At 42.8% G+C, this 15354-nt stretch carries 15 protein-coding genes; 11 read left to right on the forward strand and 4 right to left on the reverse strand.

Annotated features, from left to right (window positions below; all coding sequences use genetic code 11):
* Positions 1 to 69: 69 nt before the first annotated feature.
* Complete coding sequence (gene dtd / locus AHMF7616_RS10355) at positions 70 to 519, forward strand: D-aminoacyl-tRNA deacylase (protein WP_115372822.1); 450 nt, start codon at positions 70 to 72, stop codon at positions 517 to 519.
* Positions 520 to 752: 233 nt separating this feature from the next.
* Positions 753 to 1079, forward strand: a complete 327-nt coding sequence (locus AHMF7616_RS10360; protein WP_115372823.1) for a nucleotide pyrophosphohydrolase — start codon at positions 753 to 755, stop codon at positions 1077 to 1079.
* Positions 1080 to 1118: 39 nt separating this feature from the next.
* Here AHMF7616_RS10360 and AHMF7616_RS10365 read toward each other — a convergent pair whose 3' ends face one another.
* Together AHMF7616_RS10365 and gcvT are read right to left on the reverse strand one after the other, a co-directional pair.
* Positions 1119 to 1850, reverse strand: coding sequence for a 2-phosphosulfolactate phosphatase (locus AHMF7616_RS10365; RefSeq protein ID WP_115372824.1), 732 nt, complete (start codon positions 1848 to 1850; stop codon positions 1119 to 1121).
* An 80-nt stretch (positions 1851 to 1930) separates the two neighbouring features.
* Positions 1931 to 3022: a glycine cleavage system aminomethyltransferase GcvT gene (gcvT, locus tag AHMF7616_RS10370; RefSeq protein WP_199474407.1), complete on the reverse strand. Its 1092-nt coding sequence runs from the start codon at positions 3020 to 3022 to the stop codon at positions 1931 to 1933.
* A 281-nt stretch (positions 3023 to 3303) separates the two neighbouring features.
* On the opposite strand from gcvT, the gene AHMF7616_RS10380 reads away from it, so the two are divergent.
* The gene (locus AHMF7616_RS10380; RefSeq protein ID WP_233507474.1) at positions 3304 to 4917 is read left to right on the forward strand and encodes a sensor histidine kinase; all 1614 of its coding nucleotides are present in this window, start codon (positions 3304 to 3306) and stop codon (positions 4915 to 4917) included.
* A gap of 46 nt (positions 4918 to 4963) precedes the next feature.
* Positions 4964 to 5389, forward strand: coding sequence for a response regulator (locus AHMF7616_RS10385; RefSeq protein ID WP_115372826.1), 426 nt, complete (start codon positions 4964 to 4966; stop codon positions 5387 to 5389).
* 405 nt (positions 5390 to 5794) lie between these two features.
* Here AHMF7616_RS10385 and AHMF7616_RS10390 read toward each other — a convergent pair whose 3' ends face one another.
* Positions 5795 to 6361: a ribonuclease HII gene (locus AHMF7616_RS10390; protein ID WP_115375549.1), complete on the reverse strand. Its 567-nt coding sequence runs from the start codon at positions 6359 to 6361 to the stop codon at positions 5795 to 5797.
* Between the two features lie 245 nt (positions 6362 to 6606).
* Between AHMF7616_RS10390 and AHMF7616_RS10395 the strand changes: the two genes are divergently transcribed.
* Together AHMF7616_RS10395 and AHMF7616_RS10400 are read left to right on the forward strand one after the other, a co-directional pair.
* Positions 6607 to 6921, forward strand: a complete 315-nt coding sequence (locus AHMF7616_RS10395) for a DUF485 domain-containing protein (protein ID WP_115372827.1) — start codon at positions 6607 to 6609, stop codon at positions 6919 to 6921.
* A 7-nt stretch (positions 6922 to 6928) separates the two neighbouring features.
* Positions 6929 to 8509 (forward strand): sodium:solute symporter family transporter, encoded by a 1581-nt coding sequence (locus AHMF7616_RS10400; protein WP_115372828.1) that lies wholly within the window; start codon positions 6929 to 6931, stop codon positions 8507 to 8509.
* Positions 8510 to 8517: 8 nt separating this feature from the next.
* On the opposite strand, the gene AHMF7616_RS26370 is transcribed toward AHMF7616_RS10400, so the two are convergent.
* Complete coding sequence (locus AHMF7616_RS26370) at positions 8518 to 8670, reverse strand: hypothetical protein (RefSeq protein WP_158546137.1); 153 nt, start codon at positions 8668 to 8670, stop codon at positions 8518 to 8520.
* Between the two features lie 16 nt (positions 8671 to 8686).
* Here AHMF7616_RS26370 and AHMF7616_RS10405 point away from each other — a divergent pair, with 16 nt between their 5' ends.
* The 5 genes from AHMF7616_RS10405 (at position 8687) to AHMF7616_RS10430 (ending at position 15097) form a co-directional block, all read left to right on the forward strand.
* Positions 8687 to 9262 carry a hypothetical protein gene (locus AHMF7616_RS10405; RefSeq protein ID WP_115372829.1) on the forward strand — a complete coding sequence of 192 codons (576 nt, stop codon included), beginning with the start codon at positions 8687 to 8689 and terminating at the stop codon, positions 9260 to 9262.
* Between the two features lie 713 nt (positions 9263 to 9975).
* Positions 9976 to 10785: an NAD(P)/FAD-dependent oxidoreductase gene (locus AHMF7616_RS10415; RefSeq protein WP_115372830.1), complete on the forward strand. Its 810-nt coding sequence runs from the start codon at positions 9976 to 9978 to the stop codon at positions 10783 to 10785.
* Between the two features lie 1035 nt (positions 10786 to 11820).
* Entirely contained in the window at positions 11821 to 13740 is a 1920-nt protein-coding gene (gene acs, locus AHMF7616_RS10420; protein ID WP_394335781.1) for an acetate--CoA ligase, read from the forward strand.
* A 329-nt stretch (positions 13741 to 14069) separates the two neighbouring features.
* Positions 14070 to 14312, forward strand: coding sequence for a hypothetical protein (locus AHMF7616_RS10425; protein WP_199474165.1), 243 nt, complete (start codon positions 14070 to 14072; stop codon positions 14310 to 14312).
* 131 nt (positions 14313 to 14443) lie between these two features.
* Positions 14444 to 15097, forward strand: a complete 654-nt coding sequence (locus AHMF7616_RS10430) for a hypothetical protein (RefSeq protein WP_115372831.1) — start codon at positions 14444 to 14446, stop codon at positions 15095 to 15097.
* Positions 15098 to 15354 lie beyond the last annotated feature (257 nt).

Below are 15354 nucleotides of genomic sequence, written 5' to 3' on the forward strand. Positions count from 1 at the left end.
GAAATACTGATTATTTACCAGAAATAAGCTAGTTTTCCATTCTAAAATATTTAAAATTTAAAAAATAACATGCGGTTAGTAATTCAGCGGGTGAGCCAGGCCGACGTACAGATTGACAACAAAATAGTTGGGCAAATTGATGTTGGTTTGTTATTACTAGCTGGTATTACGGCCACCGATTCCGAAGAAGATATTCATTGGATTAGTAAGAAAGTGGTACAAATGCGCATTTTTAGCGATGAGGCCGGCAAAATGAATAAAAATGTGGTAGATATTAAAGGCAGCATTTTATTGATTAGTCAGTTTACGTTGATGGCCAGCACCAAAAAAGGCAACCGGCCTTCTTTCATCGAAGCCGCTCCACCCCACTTGGCCATACCTTTATACGAACAACTGATTAAGCAACTAGAATTAGACTTAGGCCAAAAGATACAAACCGGAATGTTTGGCGCCGATATGCAAGTTTCCTTAACCAATGACGGTCCGGTAACCATTATCCTGGATTCATTTAGTCGGTAGTCCACAGACGATAATTCATGGTCAACAGATTACATTGGGAAATCTTTAGGTGTTAATTGGTATAGCTAATATTCTTACGTATAGAACGCTCGATCAATTTTTTTAAATTAAATAATTTTTTAAAATTTTAACCTGCAACTTGTAACTTATAAACTTTCCAACCTTCCAACTTTTCAACTTAAAAACCAATTCTCAACCTGTAACTTGCCACCTGTAACCTGTAACTAAAAAGTATGACCTTAGCCGAAGCACAGCAAACCGTTGATGATTGGATAAAAACCAATGGCGTACGCTATTTTAATGAGCTTACCAATCTGGCCATTTTAACCGAAGAAGTAGGAGAAGTGGCCCGTCTGATTGCCCGCCATTACGGCGAACAATCTTTTAAAAAATCGGACGAAGGACAGAATTTGGGCGACGAATTAGCCGATGTTTTGTTTGTTTTGATTTGTCTGGCTAACCAAACCGGGGTAGATTTAACCGCGGCTTTAGCGCAAAACCTGGCTAAAAAAACCACCCGGGACCAGAACCGCCACCATCAGAATCAAAAATTAAAATAAAGAAAAAATAACAGGTTCTATTTTAAAAATCTTTCCGGGTTAAACCCAGTTCTTGATAGTTTCGGGAATATACGGTACCAGGTAATTTCCTTCCAGCACCGGTACTACTTCGTACACATCTTGTTGCAGACAAAAAGCAATATCTTTAATGATGTGCAAATTTTGCAAACGTTGAACGTGCGAGGCTTTACTTAAATATTCCATTAAATCGTTTTGCGCGGCAGCGTACAGATGAGCTGCGGCCAAAGTGGCATCGTTTTCAAATTCAAAATTACCTTGTAGTTTATGGGCTAAAGCGCCGGCAAACAAGGTATCTTCTAAGTTAAACTTTCCTTTCCAGCCGGCACAAACTACTAATACATCTTTTTGTTGCGTCGTGAGGTAAGCGGCTACGCTGCTTACGTTTAAAAAGGCTCCTGCCACTACTTGATCGGCGGCTTCGGATAAGCGGATGGCGTGCGTACCGTTGGTAGTAGTCATGGCGAGGGTTTTGCCTTTTACCAGATCTTCCATGTAGCTGAACGGCGAATTCCCTAAATCAAAACCATCGGCTTTTTTTCCATCGCGCTCGGCGGCGGTTAAATACCCGTGTTTTGCTAGTTGCTGGCATTCGGCTAAAGTGCTTACCGGAATTATTTTTTCGAGACCGTGTGCTAAACCAGTTACCATCGTAGAGGTAGCCCGTAAGATATCCACCACCACTACTACCCGGCCTTTTAAGGCGTATAAGTGAATCAATTCGGGCGTAAAACAAACATCCAGTAAAGGCATTTTTTTAAATTTTAAGAAGCAATGCAGCGATTGTTCCGGTTACAAAATTATTTTTTAAAAATTATCCGTTGCGCGCGCTCTTATTTTACAAAAGGTAGCTTTACAATTTTTGCCCGCAGCAATTTACTCCGGACTTTTATAAACAGTTCTTGCCCTGGTTGGCTAAAAGCCAGCGGAACGTAGCCTAATCCAATTCCTTTGCCCAAAGTAGGCGATTGGGTACCGGAAGTAACTTCACCGATGGGCTCGCCTTGTTCGTTGGTAATTTCGTAATGCGCCCGCGGAATGCCTTGCTCCTGCATTTCAAAACCTACCAGCTTTTTATTGATTCCTTTTTCTTTTTGCTCGCGCAGGAAAGAGGCATTGGTAAAATCTTTGGATAATTTGGTAATCCAACCTAAACCGCCTTCCAGCGGCGAGGTAGCGTCGTTGATATCGTTGCCGTACAAACAATAACCCATTTCTAAACGCAACGTGTCGCGGGCACCCAGGCCGATGGGTTTCATGTTAAAAGATGCGCCGGCCGCTAAAATTTTTTGCCATACTTCCGGCGCGTGTTCATTGGGCAGGTATAGTTCAAAGCCACCCGCGCCCGTGTAGCCAGTAGCCGAAATAATAACATCAGGAACTCCGGCAAACTGATCCACCACAAAGGTATAATACCCCATATTGGCTAGGTTTACCGCGGTAAGCGTTTGTAGCGCGGCCGCCGCTTTCGGGCCTTGCACCGCAAACAACGACATCTGCTCCGAAATGTTTTCTAATTCCGCCCCGTTGTGATTAAACTGGTTAATCCAGTTCCAGTCTTTTTCGATGTTAGAAGCATTTACCACCAACATGTACGCTTCTGCGCTAAACCGGTAAACCAGTAAATCATCCACAATACCGCCTTGCTCGTTCGGGAAACAAGAATACTGCACTTTGCCATCGGTTAATTTGGCAGCATCGTTGGTAGTAACCTGCTGGATAAGGTCTAAAGCCCGCGGCCCCCGCACCATAAACTCGCCCATGTGCGACACATCAAAAATACCTACGTGCTGCCGCACGGTATGGTGTTCGTCCAGGTCAGAAGTGTACCGGACCGGCATGTTGTATCCGGCAAAAGGTACCATTTTTGCGCCTAAAGCTACGTGTACACTGTTTAAAGCAACTTTTTTTAATTCATCCATAATCATGAGGGCTCCCAAACGCCGTAGCAAAAGTAGGTATTTTAAACAGGTTCTGAAACAGTTTTAATAGCCTTTCTGGAGGTCTCCATTATAAGCGGCCACCCGTTAAAAAACAGTTTGCCGAATTGTAAAAATTTAAAAATGTTATTCCTAAGTAAAAGGACAAATTGAAAGCTACATTCCAATATTGAAAACACAAGGTTAAATTACTGCTATTTAATTTATTATATTTTATTTTGTCTTGATACTGGTGTCTTACTACTTGTGTCCATTTACTTAAATACATGTCAGCCTTATTGCGGGAAGAAGGATTTTATGATAATCCTTATTTAAATGGTAAATTAGCAGTTCAAACGCATCCCCGCAGTTACTCTTGCATGAAATTATCTACCAGGATTTTTGCCGGTTTCTTTATTATTTCCCTCATTTTCACTTCTATTACTATTATCAATTTTCAACTTTCCGAAGATGTTCTTGCAAATAGTCAATGGGTAACCAGGTCGCAAACGGTGGTAAAAGCTTCCTCGGCTTTACAGCGCCATATTGTGGATATGGAAACCGGCATGCGGGGTTTTTTGCTTACCGGCAACGAAGTTTTGTTAGAACCTTACCATACGGCTAAACGCCAATTACCGGCCCAGTTTAAACAATTAGAATTGCTGGTAAAAGATTCGCCGGTGCAAAAAAGAGCTTTACAGCAAATTAAAAGCACGCATGCCCGCTGGGTAAGCACCTTTGCCGAAGCCCTGATTGCCCAAAAACGTAATCAAAACCTAGAAAATAATACATTAAAAAACTCAGGTTTACTTAACCTTAAAAACGCCGATAATGCGGTAAACTCCCGGGGAGAAACCATGATGGCCTCGATGCGCGAAATGTTCCAGGGCCTCAACGCTATTGAAAACCAGATAAGCGAATCGCACCGCACGCAGCTTCGGAACAGCATTAACAATACCCGGATTCTTTCGAGTGTTATTACTTTTTTAACTATTGTAATTGGCTTAGGCTGGTCTATTTACATTGCCCGGCTTCTCTCCTACCGCATTAACTCGATGGTAGCATTAGCCGAAAAAATAGCTTCCGGCGAATACAAAACGCAAATTCTGGATACATCCCGCGATGAATTAAGTCAACTGTCGGCTTCGCTGAATGTAATGGCCAGTAAAATTGATCAAACTATTACGGAGCTGGAAGTAAAAAATAAAGAGTTGGATCAATTTGCCTACGTTGTTTCGCATGATTTAAAAGCGCCTTTACGGGGCATCGATAATGCCTCCCGATGGGTTATTGAAGATTTAGGCACTAATTTACCCGGGCACATCCAAGAATATTTACGCATGATGCGGTTGCGCGTACAACGCATGGATAATTTGATTAATGGTATATTAACTCTGGCCCGGATTGGTAGAAAGAAGATAGCGGAAGAAAAGGTACATGTAAAGCAACTTTTATCTGAAATTATTGAAATGCTGGAACCGCCCGCCGGTATGAAAATTCAGGTGGCCGATAACCTACCGGAATTAATAACGGCCCGCGTGTATTTGGAGCAAGTTTTTGTAAACTTAATCAGCAATGCTTTAAAATACCATCACCAACCAGAAGGAACAATACTCATTAAATACGCCGAACTACTGGACACGCACCAATTTACCGTTACGGACGATGGCCCGGGCATTGCTGCTGCTTACCACGAGCGCATTTTTGTAATTTTTCAAACTTTACAGGAACGAGACGCCGTAGAAAGCACCGGTGTGGGCTTAGCTATTGTTAAAAAGATTATTGAACAGCAAGGCGGCAAAATAATTTTAAAATCTAATGTAGGCCAAGGTTCTTCTTTTATTTTTACCTGGCCTAAAAAAGAATATTCTGGCCCGGATTTTGAAAATAGCTATGAATAATACTATAAGAATATAATTTCAGTCTAACATTGCTATCTCCCTTTTTATGAATAAAACGTTACCCCAGATTTTGTTAGTAGAAGATGATTACATGGATATCATCAACGTGGAGCGTGAACTTCGTAAGCTCAGTATCAATTTACCTTTACTGATTGCCCGCAACGGCCAGGAAGCTTTAACTTTATTAAAAAACACAGATTCTTTACCCAGTGTGGTAATGTTGGACATTAATATGCCCAGAATGAACGGACTGGAATTTCTTACGGAAATCCGGAAAGATAGAGAACTGGAGCATTTAAATGTATTTATTACAACTACCTCTATGGAAGATTCTGACTATTCGGAAGCAGCAGATTTAAATGTAAGTGGCTATATCGAGAAACCGTTATCCTTCGATACCTTCGGTGACCGTTCTAGTTCCCGGATTGATACCTTTAGTTTGTTCCTGGAATTATTAAAATTAAAAAATTAACGCTCTTCTATTTTTCTATGCATAAAGCCGGTGTAACAACCGGCTTTTTTATTTTATAATCTAGTACAGAACAGTATATAGCAGTTACGGTACACCTGCCAAGTAAAAAAGGAAAGTACCACTCGGTGGGATTTATTTTTAAATTTATTTATGTCTAGAGTGGGAGCTATGTAGGCAAACCGGGCTGCGTTTGCTCCCCCGTATAGCCTGTCGCACCTGGCCCAGCCCGGTATCGTTAGCCCGCAGGGCTGCCTGAATGCGGGAACCGGCTATTAAACAAATTCTTGATAATAGGCTTTCTAGGTATTACTAAGTTCTTCGATAGAAGTAGTACCATGCCCATCTATGATTTGCCTGTTTCTTTCACTTAGCTCATCGAACAACTAATAACGACTGCCTCCGCATTTAAGCTTGCGGCACATCGGGTAATAGTTTAAAAGATAAGCGATGGTACGGGGTAATGCCTACTTGCTGAATCGCTTGCCGATGGCGCATGGTAGGATAACCCACGTTTTGGTCCCATCCATAAGCCGGAAACTGCTTGCTTAGTTTTACCATTAAATCATCGCGGTACGTTTTCGCCAAAACCGAAGCTGCCGCTATTGAATAATATTTTTGATCGCCTTTAACAATGCAGGCGTGCGCCATTTCCGGATAAGACGTAAATTGGTTGCCATCTACAATCAAAAACTCCGGCAATACAAGTAATTGGGCTACGGCTTGGTGCATGGCTAAAAAAGAAGCTTTGGAAATATTTATTTGGTCGATAATACGCGGTGGTACTTCGGCAACGGCCCAGGCCAAGGCAGCCTGGCAAATTTCATCCCGGAGTTTCTCCCGTTGTTTTTTAGTCAGTAACTTCGAATCGGTTAATACCGGGTGCGCATAATCAGGCGGTAAAATAACGGCAGCGGCTACTACCGGACCAGCCAGACAACCTCGCCCCACCTCATCCAAACCCGCTTCCAGCATTTTACCGCTGTAATTTGCCAGTAAACTTATTCTTTGTTTATGCACCTTTTAGTTAAATAGAATTTTCCGTTTTCTTTTTTTTGCGAATAATTACAAGTAAAGGTAAAAAGTTCTGTTGTAAGCCGCCAAACCACTAGGATTATACCGCCGCAATTCGCCATATTTAGGGCGGTGTATTTACCCAAAAGGATTAAAATTCTTGTTTTTTACTCTTCTAAAACTTAAAATTTAAAATAAACAGCACCATGCCCCCTACCCACACCCACGCTACAGCCGTTATAGAAAGCCCGGAGTTTAAGCGCTTAGTAAAAAAACGCTGGTCGGTTTCAATTATATTAACAGTTACCATACTGGTTATTTATATTGGTTTCTTATTAGTAGTGGCTTTTGACAAAAATTTGCTTGCGGTCAAGTTAGGTAATTTTATCCCCTGGGCGCTGCCTGTCGGGTTCGCGATTATTGTGGCGGCCTGGCTTTTAACGGGTATTTATGTGTACTGGGCCAATAACTCCTACGACCCGGAAGTACAAGCTTTAAAAAATAAAATAAACGCCAACTAAGTTCTATATGCTGCTTTTTACTTTGTTCCTGCAAGCGCCCGCCCTGCCGGTTGCCTCCACTTTGGGTACCGCCAATCCGGTTTCTATGGTTATGTTTTTTTTGTTTGTGGCTATTACCATGTATATCACCTATTGGGCCGCTAAAAAAACTAAAACCGGTTCGGAGTTTTATGCCGCTGGTCGAAATATTTCGGGTTTTCAAAATGGACTGGCTTTGGCCGGCGATTACATGAGTGCCGCTTCTTTTTTGGGTATTGCGGGCATGGTGGCCACCAAGGGTTACGATGGATTAATTTACTCAATTGGTTTTTTAGTGGGCTGGCCGTTAATTATGTTCTTAATCGCGGAACCGCTGCGTAACTTAGGTAAATACACGTTTGCCGATGTGGTAGCTTACCGCCTACAACAACGCCCCATCCGCATTGTGTCGTCGGTAGGGTCGCTGCTTACCATTGCTTTTTACTTGATTGCGCAAATGGTGGGCGCGGGCGGCTTAATAAAAACGCTGTTTGGTTTACAGTACGAACTAGCTGTGGTAGTAGTAGGCACCGTTATGACCGGCTACGTGCTGTTTGGCGGCATGCTGGCCACCACCTGGGTGCAAATTATCAAAGCGGTATTGTTACTGAGCGGCGCTACGGTTTTGGTTATTTTGTCCTTAGCCACTTTTAATTTTAGCCCGGCTTCTTTGTTTCAGGCGGTGTCGGAAAAGTACGGCGAAGCCATGCTTTCGCCAGGCGGATTTATTACCAATCCTTTCGATGCCTTATCGTTGGGATTAGCTTTAATGTTGGGTACCGCGGGTTTACCGCACATACTTATGCGCTTTTACACGGTACCCGATGCCAAAGCCGCCCGCAAATCCGTTTTTGTAGCCACGGGTTTTATCGGTTATTTCTATATTCTTACTTTTTTTATTGGTTTTTCGGCTATGGTATTGGTGGGTAAACCGGTTATAGAAAGTATTGACAAAGGTGGCAATATGGCGGCGCTTTTACTCGCGGAACAAACCGGCGGAACCGCTTTTTTAGGTTTTATAGCGGCGGTGGCTTTTGCTACTATTCTGGCGGTAGTAGCGGGCTTAACGCTTTCGGGTGCCAGCAGCATTTCGCACGACTTGTACGTGCACGTTTTTAAAAAAGGCGTATCTCACGAACAAGGCGAGATGAAAGTAGCGAAACGGGCCACTATTGCTTTAGGTATTCTTTCGATTGTGCTGGGCTTGGTATTTAAAGGACAAAATGTAGCGTTTATGGTGGGCTTGGCTTTCTCCATTGCGGCCAGTGCTAATTTCCCAGCCTTATTAATGTCCATTATCTGGAGGAGATTTACTACGCAGGGCGCTGTTTGGAGCATTGCAACGGGTGCTTTTCTTTCTATAGTGTTAATTATTCTCAGCCCCACCATTTGGGTTGATCTATTGCATTACCCCGAAGCAATCTTTCCACTGAAGAATCCGGCTTTAGTATCTATGTCGGCCGCGTTTTTAGTCGGAATACTGGTTTCCCTGTTAAAACCCGAAATTGCCGCCGCCGAAAAATTTGAATCAGAAAAATTACGCACGTATTTAGGAATTGGCGCGGAGTAAGGAAAATTTTAAAAAAGTAGTTTTAAACAATCCTGAATACCGGTAAACAAAACAATATTGTTCCGGTTATCGGTTAATTTTGGGTGGATATGTGGAATAATAAAGGTAAATATAATGCAGATAACCGGAGTAACTCCGTTTATCTGGTAGTTATAATGCATTTAAAAGAAGATAAAATTGAAACTACATTGTCTCATTATCCTGAATTTTATAGCTTTAACAGCTTGTAATCAAGTCGATTCGACCTCTACTACTAGCCAGAGGAATGTGCAGACAGCAAAAGGCAAAATTGAAAATAAAAAAACAGGAATTCCTCAATTAGATACAAGTAGAATAACTTTTACATCAATTAATCAAGTAGTTCAAAGCAAAAAATTTAATGCATGGGTCGAGCTGAAAGATAGTACGGCCTCTCTTGCGTTACATTTTGACTCTAGCAACCAGGATACTCTTTCTATGTCTTACTCTCCTGAATGTTGGCTTTTTTACCCATTTAAGGTTGAGGATAATCAAATAATATTGTATTGGGATAACCTAATTGATAGTAAGTACGACTTTGATATTGTAAAAGCTATAAACAAAACCGACAAAAGATTTATTGGGAAACCATTTATGACTTTAGAGCTTATCAATGACACTACTCTAAAAGCTACTTATTTGATTCCTGACCTGATTAAGAAGATAAATAACTCAAGTAAGGAGCGGATCTTGTTTCCTGAAAAGTTCACCTTATCACAAGAGTTTTATTTATAAGAAAAAAAGAAAAACGTCGCCTAATCGAGTGGATGGCTGACAGCCAATTGACTGCCAGTGCACCCCTCACACCACCGAACGTACGGATCGCGTATTCGGCGGTTCGTTAAGGATAGTATAATCGCTCTTTACACCGATTGTACCCTTGTCCTAGTTTGAGATAAGGCTAGCAAACTATAATGTTTGAACCTGCTTATCGGATTTCGGACAACTTCACGTTTGGCCCTTCTCTGCCCGGTGAGACCTCCGTAGTGCTTACGGCTCGTTTCCGGGCGGCTACTATGGCCGCTGCTGACTTCTCCCTTGCCAACTCGTGGCCGCGAGACCTCCCCAGGTAAGACCCTTATCCTTCCTTCTAAACCGGCGGCATCTACCAAGAATCGTTTGTGGGCCCAGGGCTTCACCAAGAGGTGCTTGCTTACCCACGACTCCCGGCCTCTTATACCGTTTCTGTTCGTCCGTTCAGAAGTTTGCAGTTCCGCTTCCTTCCCTGCATGGGTCACCCCAAACCAGCTTGCGACTTGCTAATTGGCTTCACCAACTTGCCAATACAGGATTTGCACCTGCTGGATAATCTGAGTATATTACTTGCGTAATATTACTCGTGCCATGCTGGGCACACACAACACCTAAAAACCATTAAAACGCATTTTAGCCCAACCGTTAGTGGTAATTTTCATGATAACCTTCAGAGATTAATTTGGAGTAATTCTATGACTTCGAAACACCCTCATATAATAATAATAGGTGCTGGTATTGTAGGTGCTAGTCTTACTTATCATTTAGCCAAACAGAATGCACGTGTTACATTGCTTGACAAAGCGGCTAAACCAGCTAATGAGGCAACAGAAAAATCGTTTGCCTGGATTGTAGCAGGATATGATGCAACACAGATGTATATGTCTCTAAGACAGCAAGCAATTAGTGATTGGCATCGAGTGGAAGACGAACTAAACAGGCGGCTTAAAATTGACTGGACAGGCGCTTTGACCTGGCTTGAAAGTAATGAGAAAACAGAAGAGTGGATGTGTAAACTTAAACACTCCGACTCTAAAGTGCGCCTGGTTGAAGAACAGGAACTCCGTTTGTTGGAGCCTAATCTCAAAACTGTACCTTCCTTGGCAATGTTTGCTGAAGATGAAGGTGCAATAAATCCTAATCTTACTACAAATTTATTTATCAAGGCTGCTCAGGAATGGGGTGCAAAAGTTCTACTTGATGCGGAAGTACTTTCTTTATTAATTAATAAATCAGCTATAGAAGGAGTAGCAACGAACAAGGGTACTATAATAGCTGATGTGGTAGTGTTAGCAACAGGAGTAAATACAGTTTCACTGTGCCATCCGTTACATTTGAAGTTACCAATTGATGTATCACCCGCTATTTTAATGGAGCTTCATAATCCAGACCGGTTCGTGAATCATATTGTTTCTAATCCCTTTATGGAGATACGTGCGGCTTCGGATACACTAACATTGGCTGCAGAAAATTATATTGATGAATCTTCAATCCAACAGCGATAGCGCAACGCACGCTAGAAACAATCAAACACCACTGGCAAGGTGCTGAGCAACTAAGGCTTGTAAATGTTAAAGTGGGCAAGCGACCATTGCCAATAGATGGTTTGCCAATCATTGGGAGAGTAAAGGATGTTGGGTGTCTGTATCTTTTTGTTATGCACTCAGGGGTAACACTTGCCGCTGTTGCCGGTAGACTTGCTGCTTCCGAAATATTGACTGAGCAGGATGAAGCTCTATTATCATCCTACCGGCTGCAAAGATTCCTCTAATATAAGGCAAAAGTAAAACTACCACCAACAAATGGCTTTCTGCTGTGCGGGCTGACACTTCTCACCTCATCATTTATAATTCTATCCGTCTTTAGTAAATTATTTAGCAGACGCAACAATACTGCCCGCACAGCAGAAAGCCGGAACCGTAAGCGGCATTAAAAGAATGAATTTGGAAGAATTTATAAATTATCAAAAAGTTAAGTTAGTCGGATACAGCACAGAAAAGAACTGGCTAGACCAACTACCAAACCAAGATGGGCTCTGTATCCTAGTGATAAATAACAAGCCAAGAAGGTACATCGACCTGGAAAAGCAAAATTTTAGGTAATTGGTTATAGGGCGGGTTTCACTCCGCAGATGGCTCGATTTATTTCCCTGCTAAACTATGTGCGACATACTACTTTTTCTGGTGTTAAAGATTTATCCATACGGGAACGAGATTATCTAGAAAATACGAATAGAAGCTTCCGGATTAAAAGCAAGTCTATAATGGTATATTTTTTAAATTTTTACGCAAGCCGGTGGCCTCAAAACGCTTCTTCTAACTCAGAAATAAAGTTAATAAGTAAAAGGACCAATTGAAAGATACATTCCAATATTGAAAATACAAGGTTAAATTGCTGATATTTAATTTATTAAATTTTATTTTGTCTTGATACTGGTGGCTTACTACTTGTGTCCATTTACTTAACTCTGGGTACTCGTTAATTTTTAAAAATTATTATTGCTTAATACCCCACAAAGTCGCAATTTTCCTTTTCAAAAAATACCAATCGCAGCTAAACTTATGAGTTCACGCATTCAATCATTCGACGAGTACCAAGCCGCCTACCAAAAAAGCGTCCAGGAACCGGAAGCTTTCTGGGCCGACATTGCCGAAAGTTTTACTTGGCGAAAACCTTGGGACCAGGTGTTGGATTGGAATTTTGAGGAGCCGCGGGTACAATGGTTTGTGAACGGCAAATTAAATATCACTGAAAACTGTCTGGACCGGCATTTAAAAACCCGCGGCAACAAACTGGCTTTAATTTGGGAGCCCAACGACCCCAAGGAAAGATTTATCCGGTATACGTACCGCGAACTGCACGAGAAAGTATGCCAACTGGCGAATGTGCTGCGTAATAATGGCGTGAAGAAAGGCGACCGGGTTTGCATTTATATGCCCATGATTCCGGAGTTAGCTTTTAGTGTGCTGGCTTGTGCCCGTGTAGGAGCAGTGCATTCGGTAATTTTTGCGGGCTTTTCCGCTAATTCCATGGCCGATCGCATTAACGATGCCCAAGCTAGTTTGGTGTTAACCTCTGATGGGTTAAACCGGGGAGCAAAGCAAATTCCGGTGAAACGCGTAGTAGACGAAGCCCTGGAAAGTTGCCCCAGCGTGAAAAAAGTAATTGTGGTGGATCGGTTAGGCTGGGCGATAAAAATGACGCCGGGTCGCGATGTATACCTGCACGACGAGTTGCAAAAAGTAGATAAAAACTGCGAAGCCGAAGAAATGGACGCCGAGGATATGCTTTTTATCTTGTACACGTCGGGCTCAACGGGCAAACCCAAAGGAGTAGTACATACCTGCGGGGGCTACATGGTATACACCGATTACACGTTCCGGAACGTGTTTCAATACGACGAAAGTGATGTGTACTGGTGTACCGCCGATATCGGCTGGATTACGGGCCATTCTTACTTGTTGTACGGTCCGCTTTTATCAGGTGCTACCACGGTAATGTTTGAAGGCGTACCCAGCTATCCCGATGCGGGCCGGTTTTGGCAGGTAATTGATAAGCACGGCGTCAATATTTTTTATACGGCTCCTACGGCTATCCGGTCGTTAATGGCCGCGGGTATTGACCACGTTTTATCGTATAGCCTGGATTCTTTGAAAGTATTGGGTTCGGTGGGCGAACCCATTAACGAAGAAGCCTGGCATTGGTACCACATTCACGTGGGCAAGGAAAAATGCCCGGTGGTTGATACCTGGTGGCAAACCGAAACGGCGGGTATTATGTTATCCGGCTTGGCCGGTATTTCTCCCATGAAACCCAGTTACGCCGGATTACCTTTGCCGGGTGTTCAACCAGTATTGGTAACTTCGGAAGGCGAAGAAATTACCGAAAACGAAGTGGAAGGCCATTTATGCATCAAATTTCCCTGGCCCGGTATTATCCGGACTACTTACGGCGACCACGAACGCTGCCGCCTGAGTTACTTTAGCACCTACAAAAATTTATATTTCACCGGCGACGGGGCCCGGCGCGACGAAAACGGCTTGTACCGGATTATTGGCCGCGTAGATGATGTCATCAACGTGTCGGGGCACCGCTTTGGCACCGCCGAGATTGAAAATGCCATTAATCAAAACCGGCACATCGTGGAAAGTGCGGTAGTGGGCTACCCCCACGCCATTAAAGGGCAAGGTATTTATGCTTTTGTGATCTGCGGCGAAGATGCTCCGGCTAACCCGGAAAACGTTCGGGCCGAAGTAATTGAAACCGTAGTGGAACACATCGGCAAAATAGCCAAACCCGATAAAATTCAAATTGTAAGCGGTTTACCTAAAACCCGTTCCGGCAAAATTATGCGGCGCATCTTACGCAAAGTAGCCGAAGGCGATACCACCAACTTAGGCGATACCAGTACCTTACTCGACCCGTTGGTGGTAGACGAAATTATTCAGGGAGCAATGTAGTTTTTTTAAATTTTTACTTTTCCAAGGGGCTTTTTAGCCCCTTTTTTTATGGGTAAAACTCGAAGCAAGTCGGTTTAGATGCGCTATTTATCGAGATAGGCCAGCCTGTAAGCAGGTGATACCTCGAACCGAACGGTTACCCTAAACTGGTAAAAAAAGGCATGAGCAGTACGACTCATCATAATTGAGTACTAGTACTTATTCGCGTTGGCACCTATCCCCTATACCTTTGTATCATTCTAAGAAATAATAGCTTTAGCGCTTAGCTATCTGGTAGTTCCTTATTAAACAACGCAGGTAACTCTAAAATTTAAAAAAACATACAAACCATGAAAAAAGTAATTAAAACTTCCGCCGTATTTGCCTTAACTGTTTCCATGTCCAGCTGTGCTACCTTGTTTGGTGGCCGCGTAACCGACTATCAAAAAACCCGACCGGCGGCGGGGGAGCCACAACGCGAAATCCGGGTGGGCGCTTTGGTTGCTGATGTACTCTTATTCTGGCCCAGCCTGGCCGTAGATTTTGCTACCGGCGCTATCTACAAACCACAGCAAAAAACGGCTACCAAATAAATTCATAAACGCCTGCTGCTGATTTGTTTAGCAGCGGGAGTTTTCTTATCAGCTAAATTTCTTTTGTTTCTAATCCACTAAATACCTGCAAAAACCGCTACCAACTAATTATTCCAAACATTACCGAATCTATGAAAACTTTGTGCTTACTCGTTTTTTTGGTGTGGAGTTCTACTCTGGTACATGCCCAAGGCTTTTTGAGCGAAAGTTCTAAACAAATTTTTACGAGTCCGCAGTTACCCAAACAAATCCGGACGCACCAAACCGTAGCTATTCTGCCGGTAGAAGCCAAAATTACGTACGCGAAGCTGCCTAAAAATTTTAACGCGAAAGTGCATCAGGAGCAAGAAGCTCGTCTGGGTCAAAATATTCAAAAAAGCTTGTACACGTATTTCGCGCGCAGGGTAAAATCGTATTCGGTTACTTTCCAGGACGTAGATAAAACCAACGCCTTGCTGGAACAAGCCGGCATGTACGGTAATTTAAAAAATTTTACTCCGGACCAAATGGCTCAAGCCTTAGGGGTAGATGCCGTACTGAATGGCAAATTTGATCTGGAACAAACCCAGGCGGATGGATCTGCTTTTGTAACCGCCGTAATGCGGCGCGATTATGTAGGCAAAACAGGTTTGGGTTCCTTAACCTTAATGCTTTACCATGGCCAAAACGGCGAGTTACTCTGGCGTTTTTTTAAGATAGTGGACGATGATTTTACCGCGGCCAACAAAGAATTAGTAGAACGCCTAATGCGTAAAGTATCCCGAAATCTCCCTTACTCAATCTAAACAAAAACCGGCTTTATGGTATTCGCTATCTTGGCTGACCCGTAAATTTTTAAATTTTTTAATAAAAGGCTTCCTCGTACCTCCTATTCTGAGAGTCACCCAACGCCTGCTAATTAACCGTTTTTTATCTGGGCAGTACTGCTCCATTAATTGAGGGGCACTACCTATTTTATCTCCCCGGCGCTGGTAGTAGATTTGTTTATTCCAAAACCAAATAAAATGATTGAAAGCAGGTCCTTATCTTAGAAATAAGATGC

This window comes from Adhaeribacter pallidiroseus (genome assembly GCF_003340495.1).
Lineage (GTDB): Bacteria > Bacteroidota > Bacteroidia > Cytophagales > Hymenobacteraceae > Adhaeribacter > Adhaeribacter pallidiroseus.

Bases quoted from the DNA above. Each gene is read 5' to 3' on its own strand.
- dtd (WP_115372822.1), top strand. From the start codon at position 70: ATGCGGTTAGTAATTCAGCGGGTGAGCCAGGCCGACGTACAGATTGAC.
- AHMF7616_RS10360 (WP_115372823.1), top strand. From the start codon at position 753: ATGACCTTAGCCGAAGCACAGCAAACCGTTGATGATTGGATAAAAACC.
- AHMF7616_RS10365 (WP_115372824.1), bottom strand. From the start codon at position 1,850: ATGCCTTTACTGGATGTTTGTTTTACGCCCGAATTGATTCACTTATAC.
- AHMF7616_RS10380 (WP_233507474.1), top strand. From the start codon at position 3,304: ATGTCAGCCTTATTGCGGGAAGAAGGATTTTATGATAATCCTTATTTA.
- AHMF7616_RS10385 (WP_115372826.1), top strand. From the start codon at position 4,964: ATGAATAAAACGTTACCCCAGATTTTGTTAGTAGAAGATGATTACATG.
- AHMF7616_RS10390 (WP_115375549.1), bottom strand. From the start codon at position 6,361: ATGCTGGAAGCGGGTTTGGATGAGGTGGGGCGAGGTTGTCTGGCTGGT.
- AHMF7616_RS10395 (WP_115372827.1), top strand. From the start codon at position 6,607: ATGCCCCCTACCCACACCCACGCTACAGCCGTTATAGAAAGCCCGGAG.
- AHMF7616_RS10400 (WP_115372828.1), top strand. From the start codon at position 6,929: ATGCTGCTTTTTACTTTGTTCCTGCAAGCGCCCGCCCTGCCGGTTGCC.
- AHMF7616_RS26370 (WP_158546137.1), bottom strand. From the start codon at position 8,670: ATGCATTATAACTACCAGATAAACGGAGTTACTCCGGTTATCTGCATT.
- AHMF7616_RS10415 (WP_115372830.1), top strand. From the start codon at position 9,976: ATGACTTCGAAACACCCTCATATAATAATAATAGGTGCTGGTATTGTA.
- AHMF7616_RS10425 (WP_199474165.1), top strand. From the start codon at position 14,070: ATGAAAAAAGTAATTAAAACTTCCGCCGTATTTGCCTTAACTGTTTCC.
- AHMF7616_RS10430 (WP_115372831.1), top strand. From the start codon at position 14,444: ATGAAAACTTTGTGCTTACTCGTTTTTTTGGTGTGGAGTTCTACTCTG.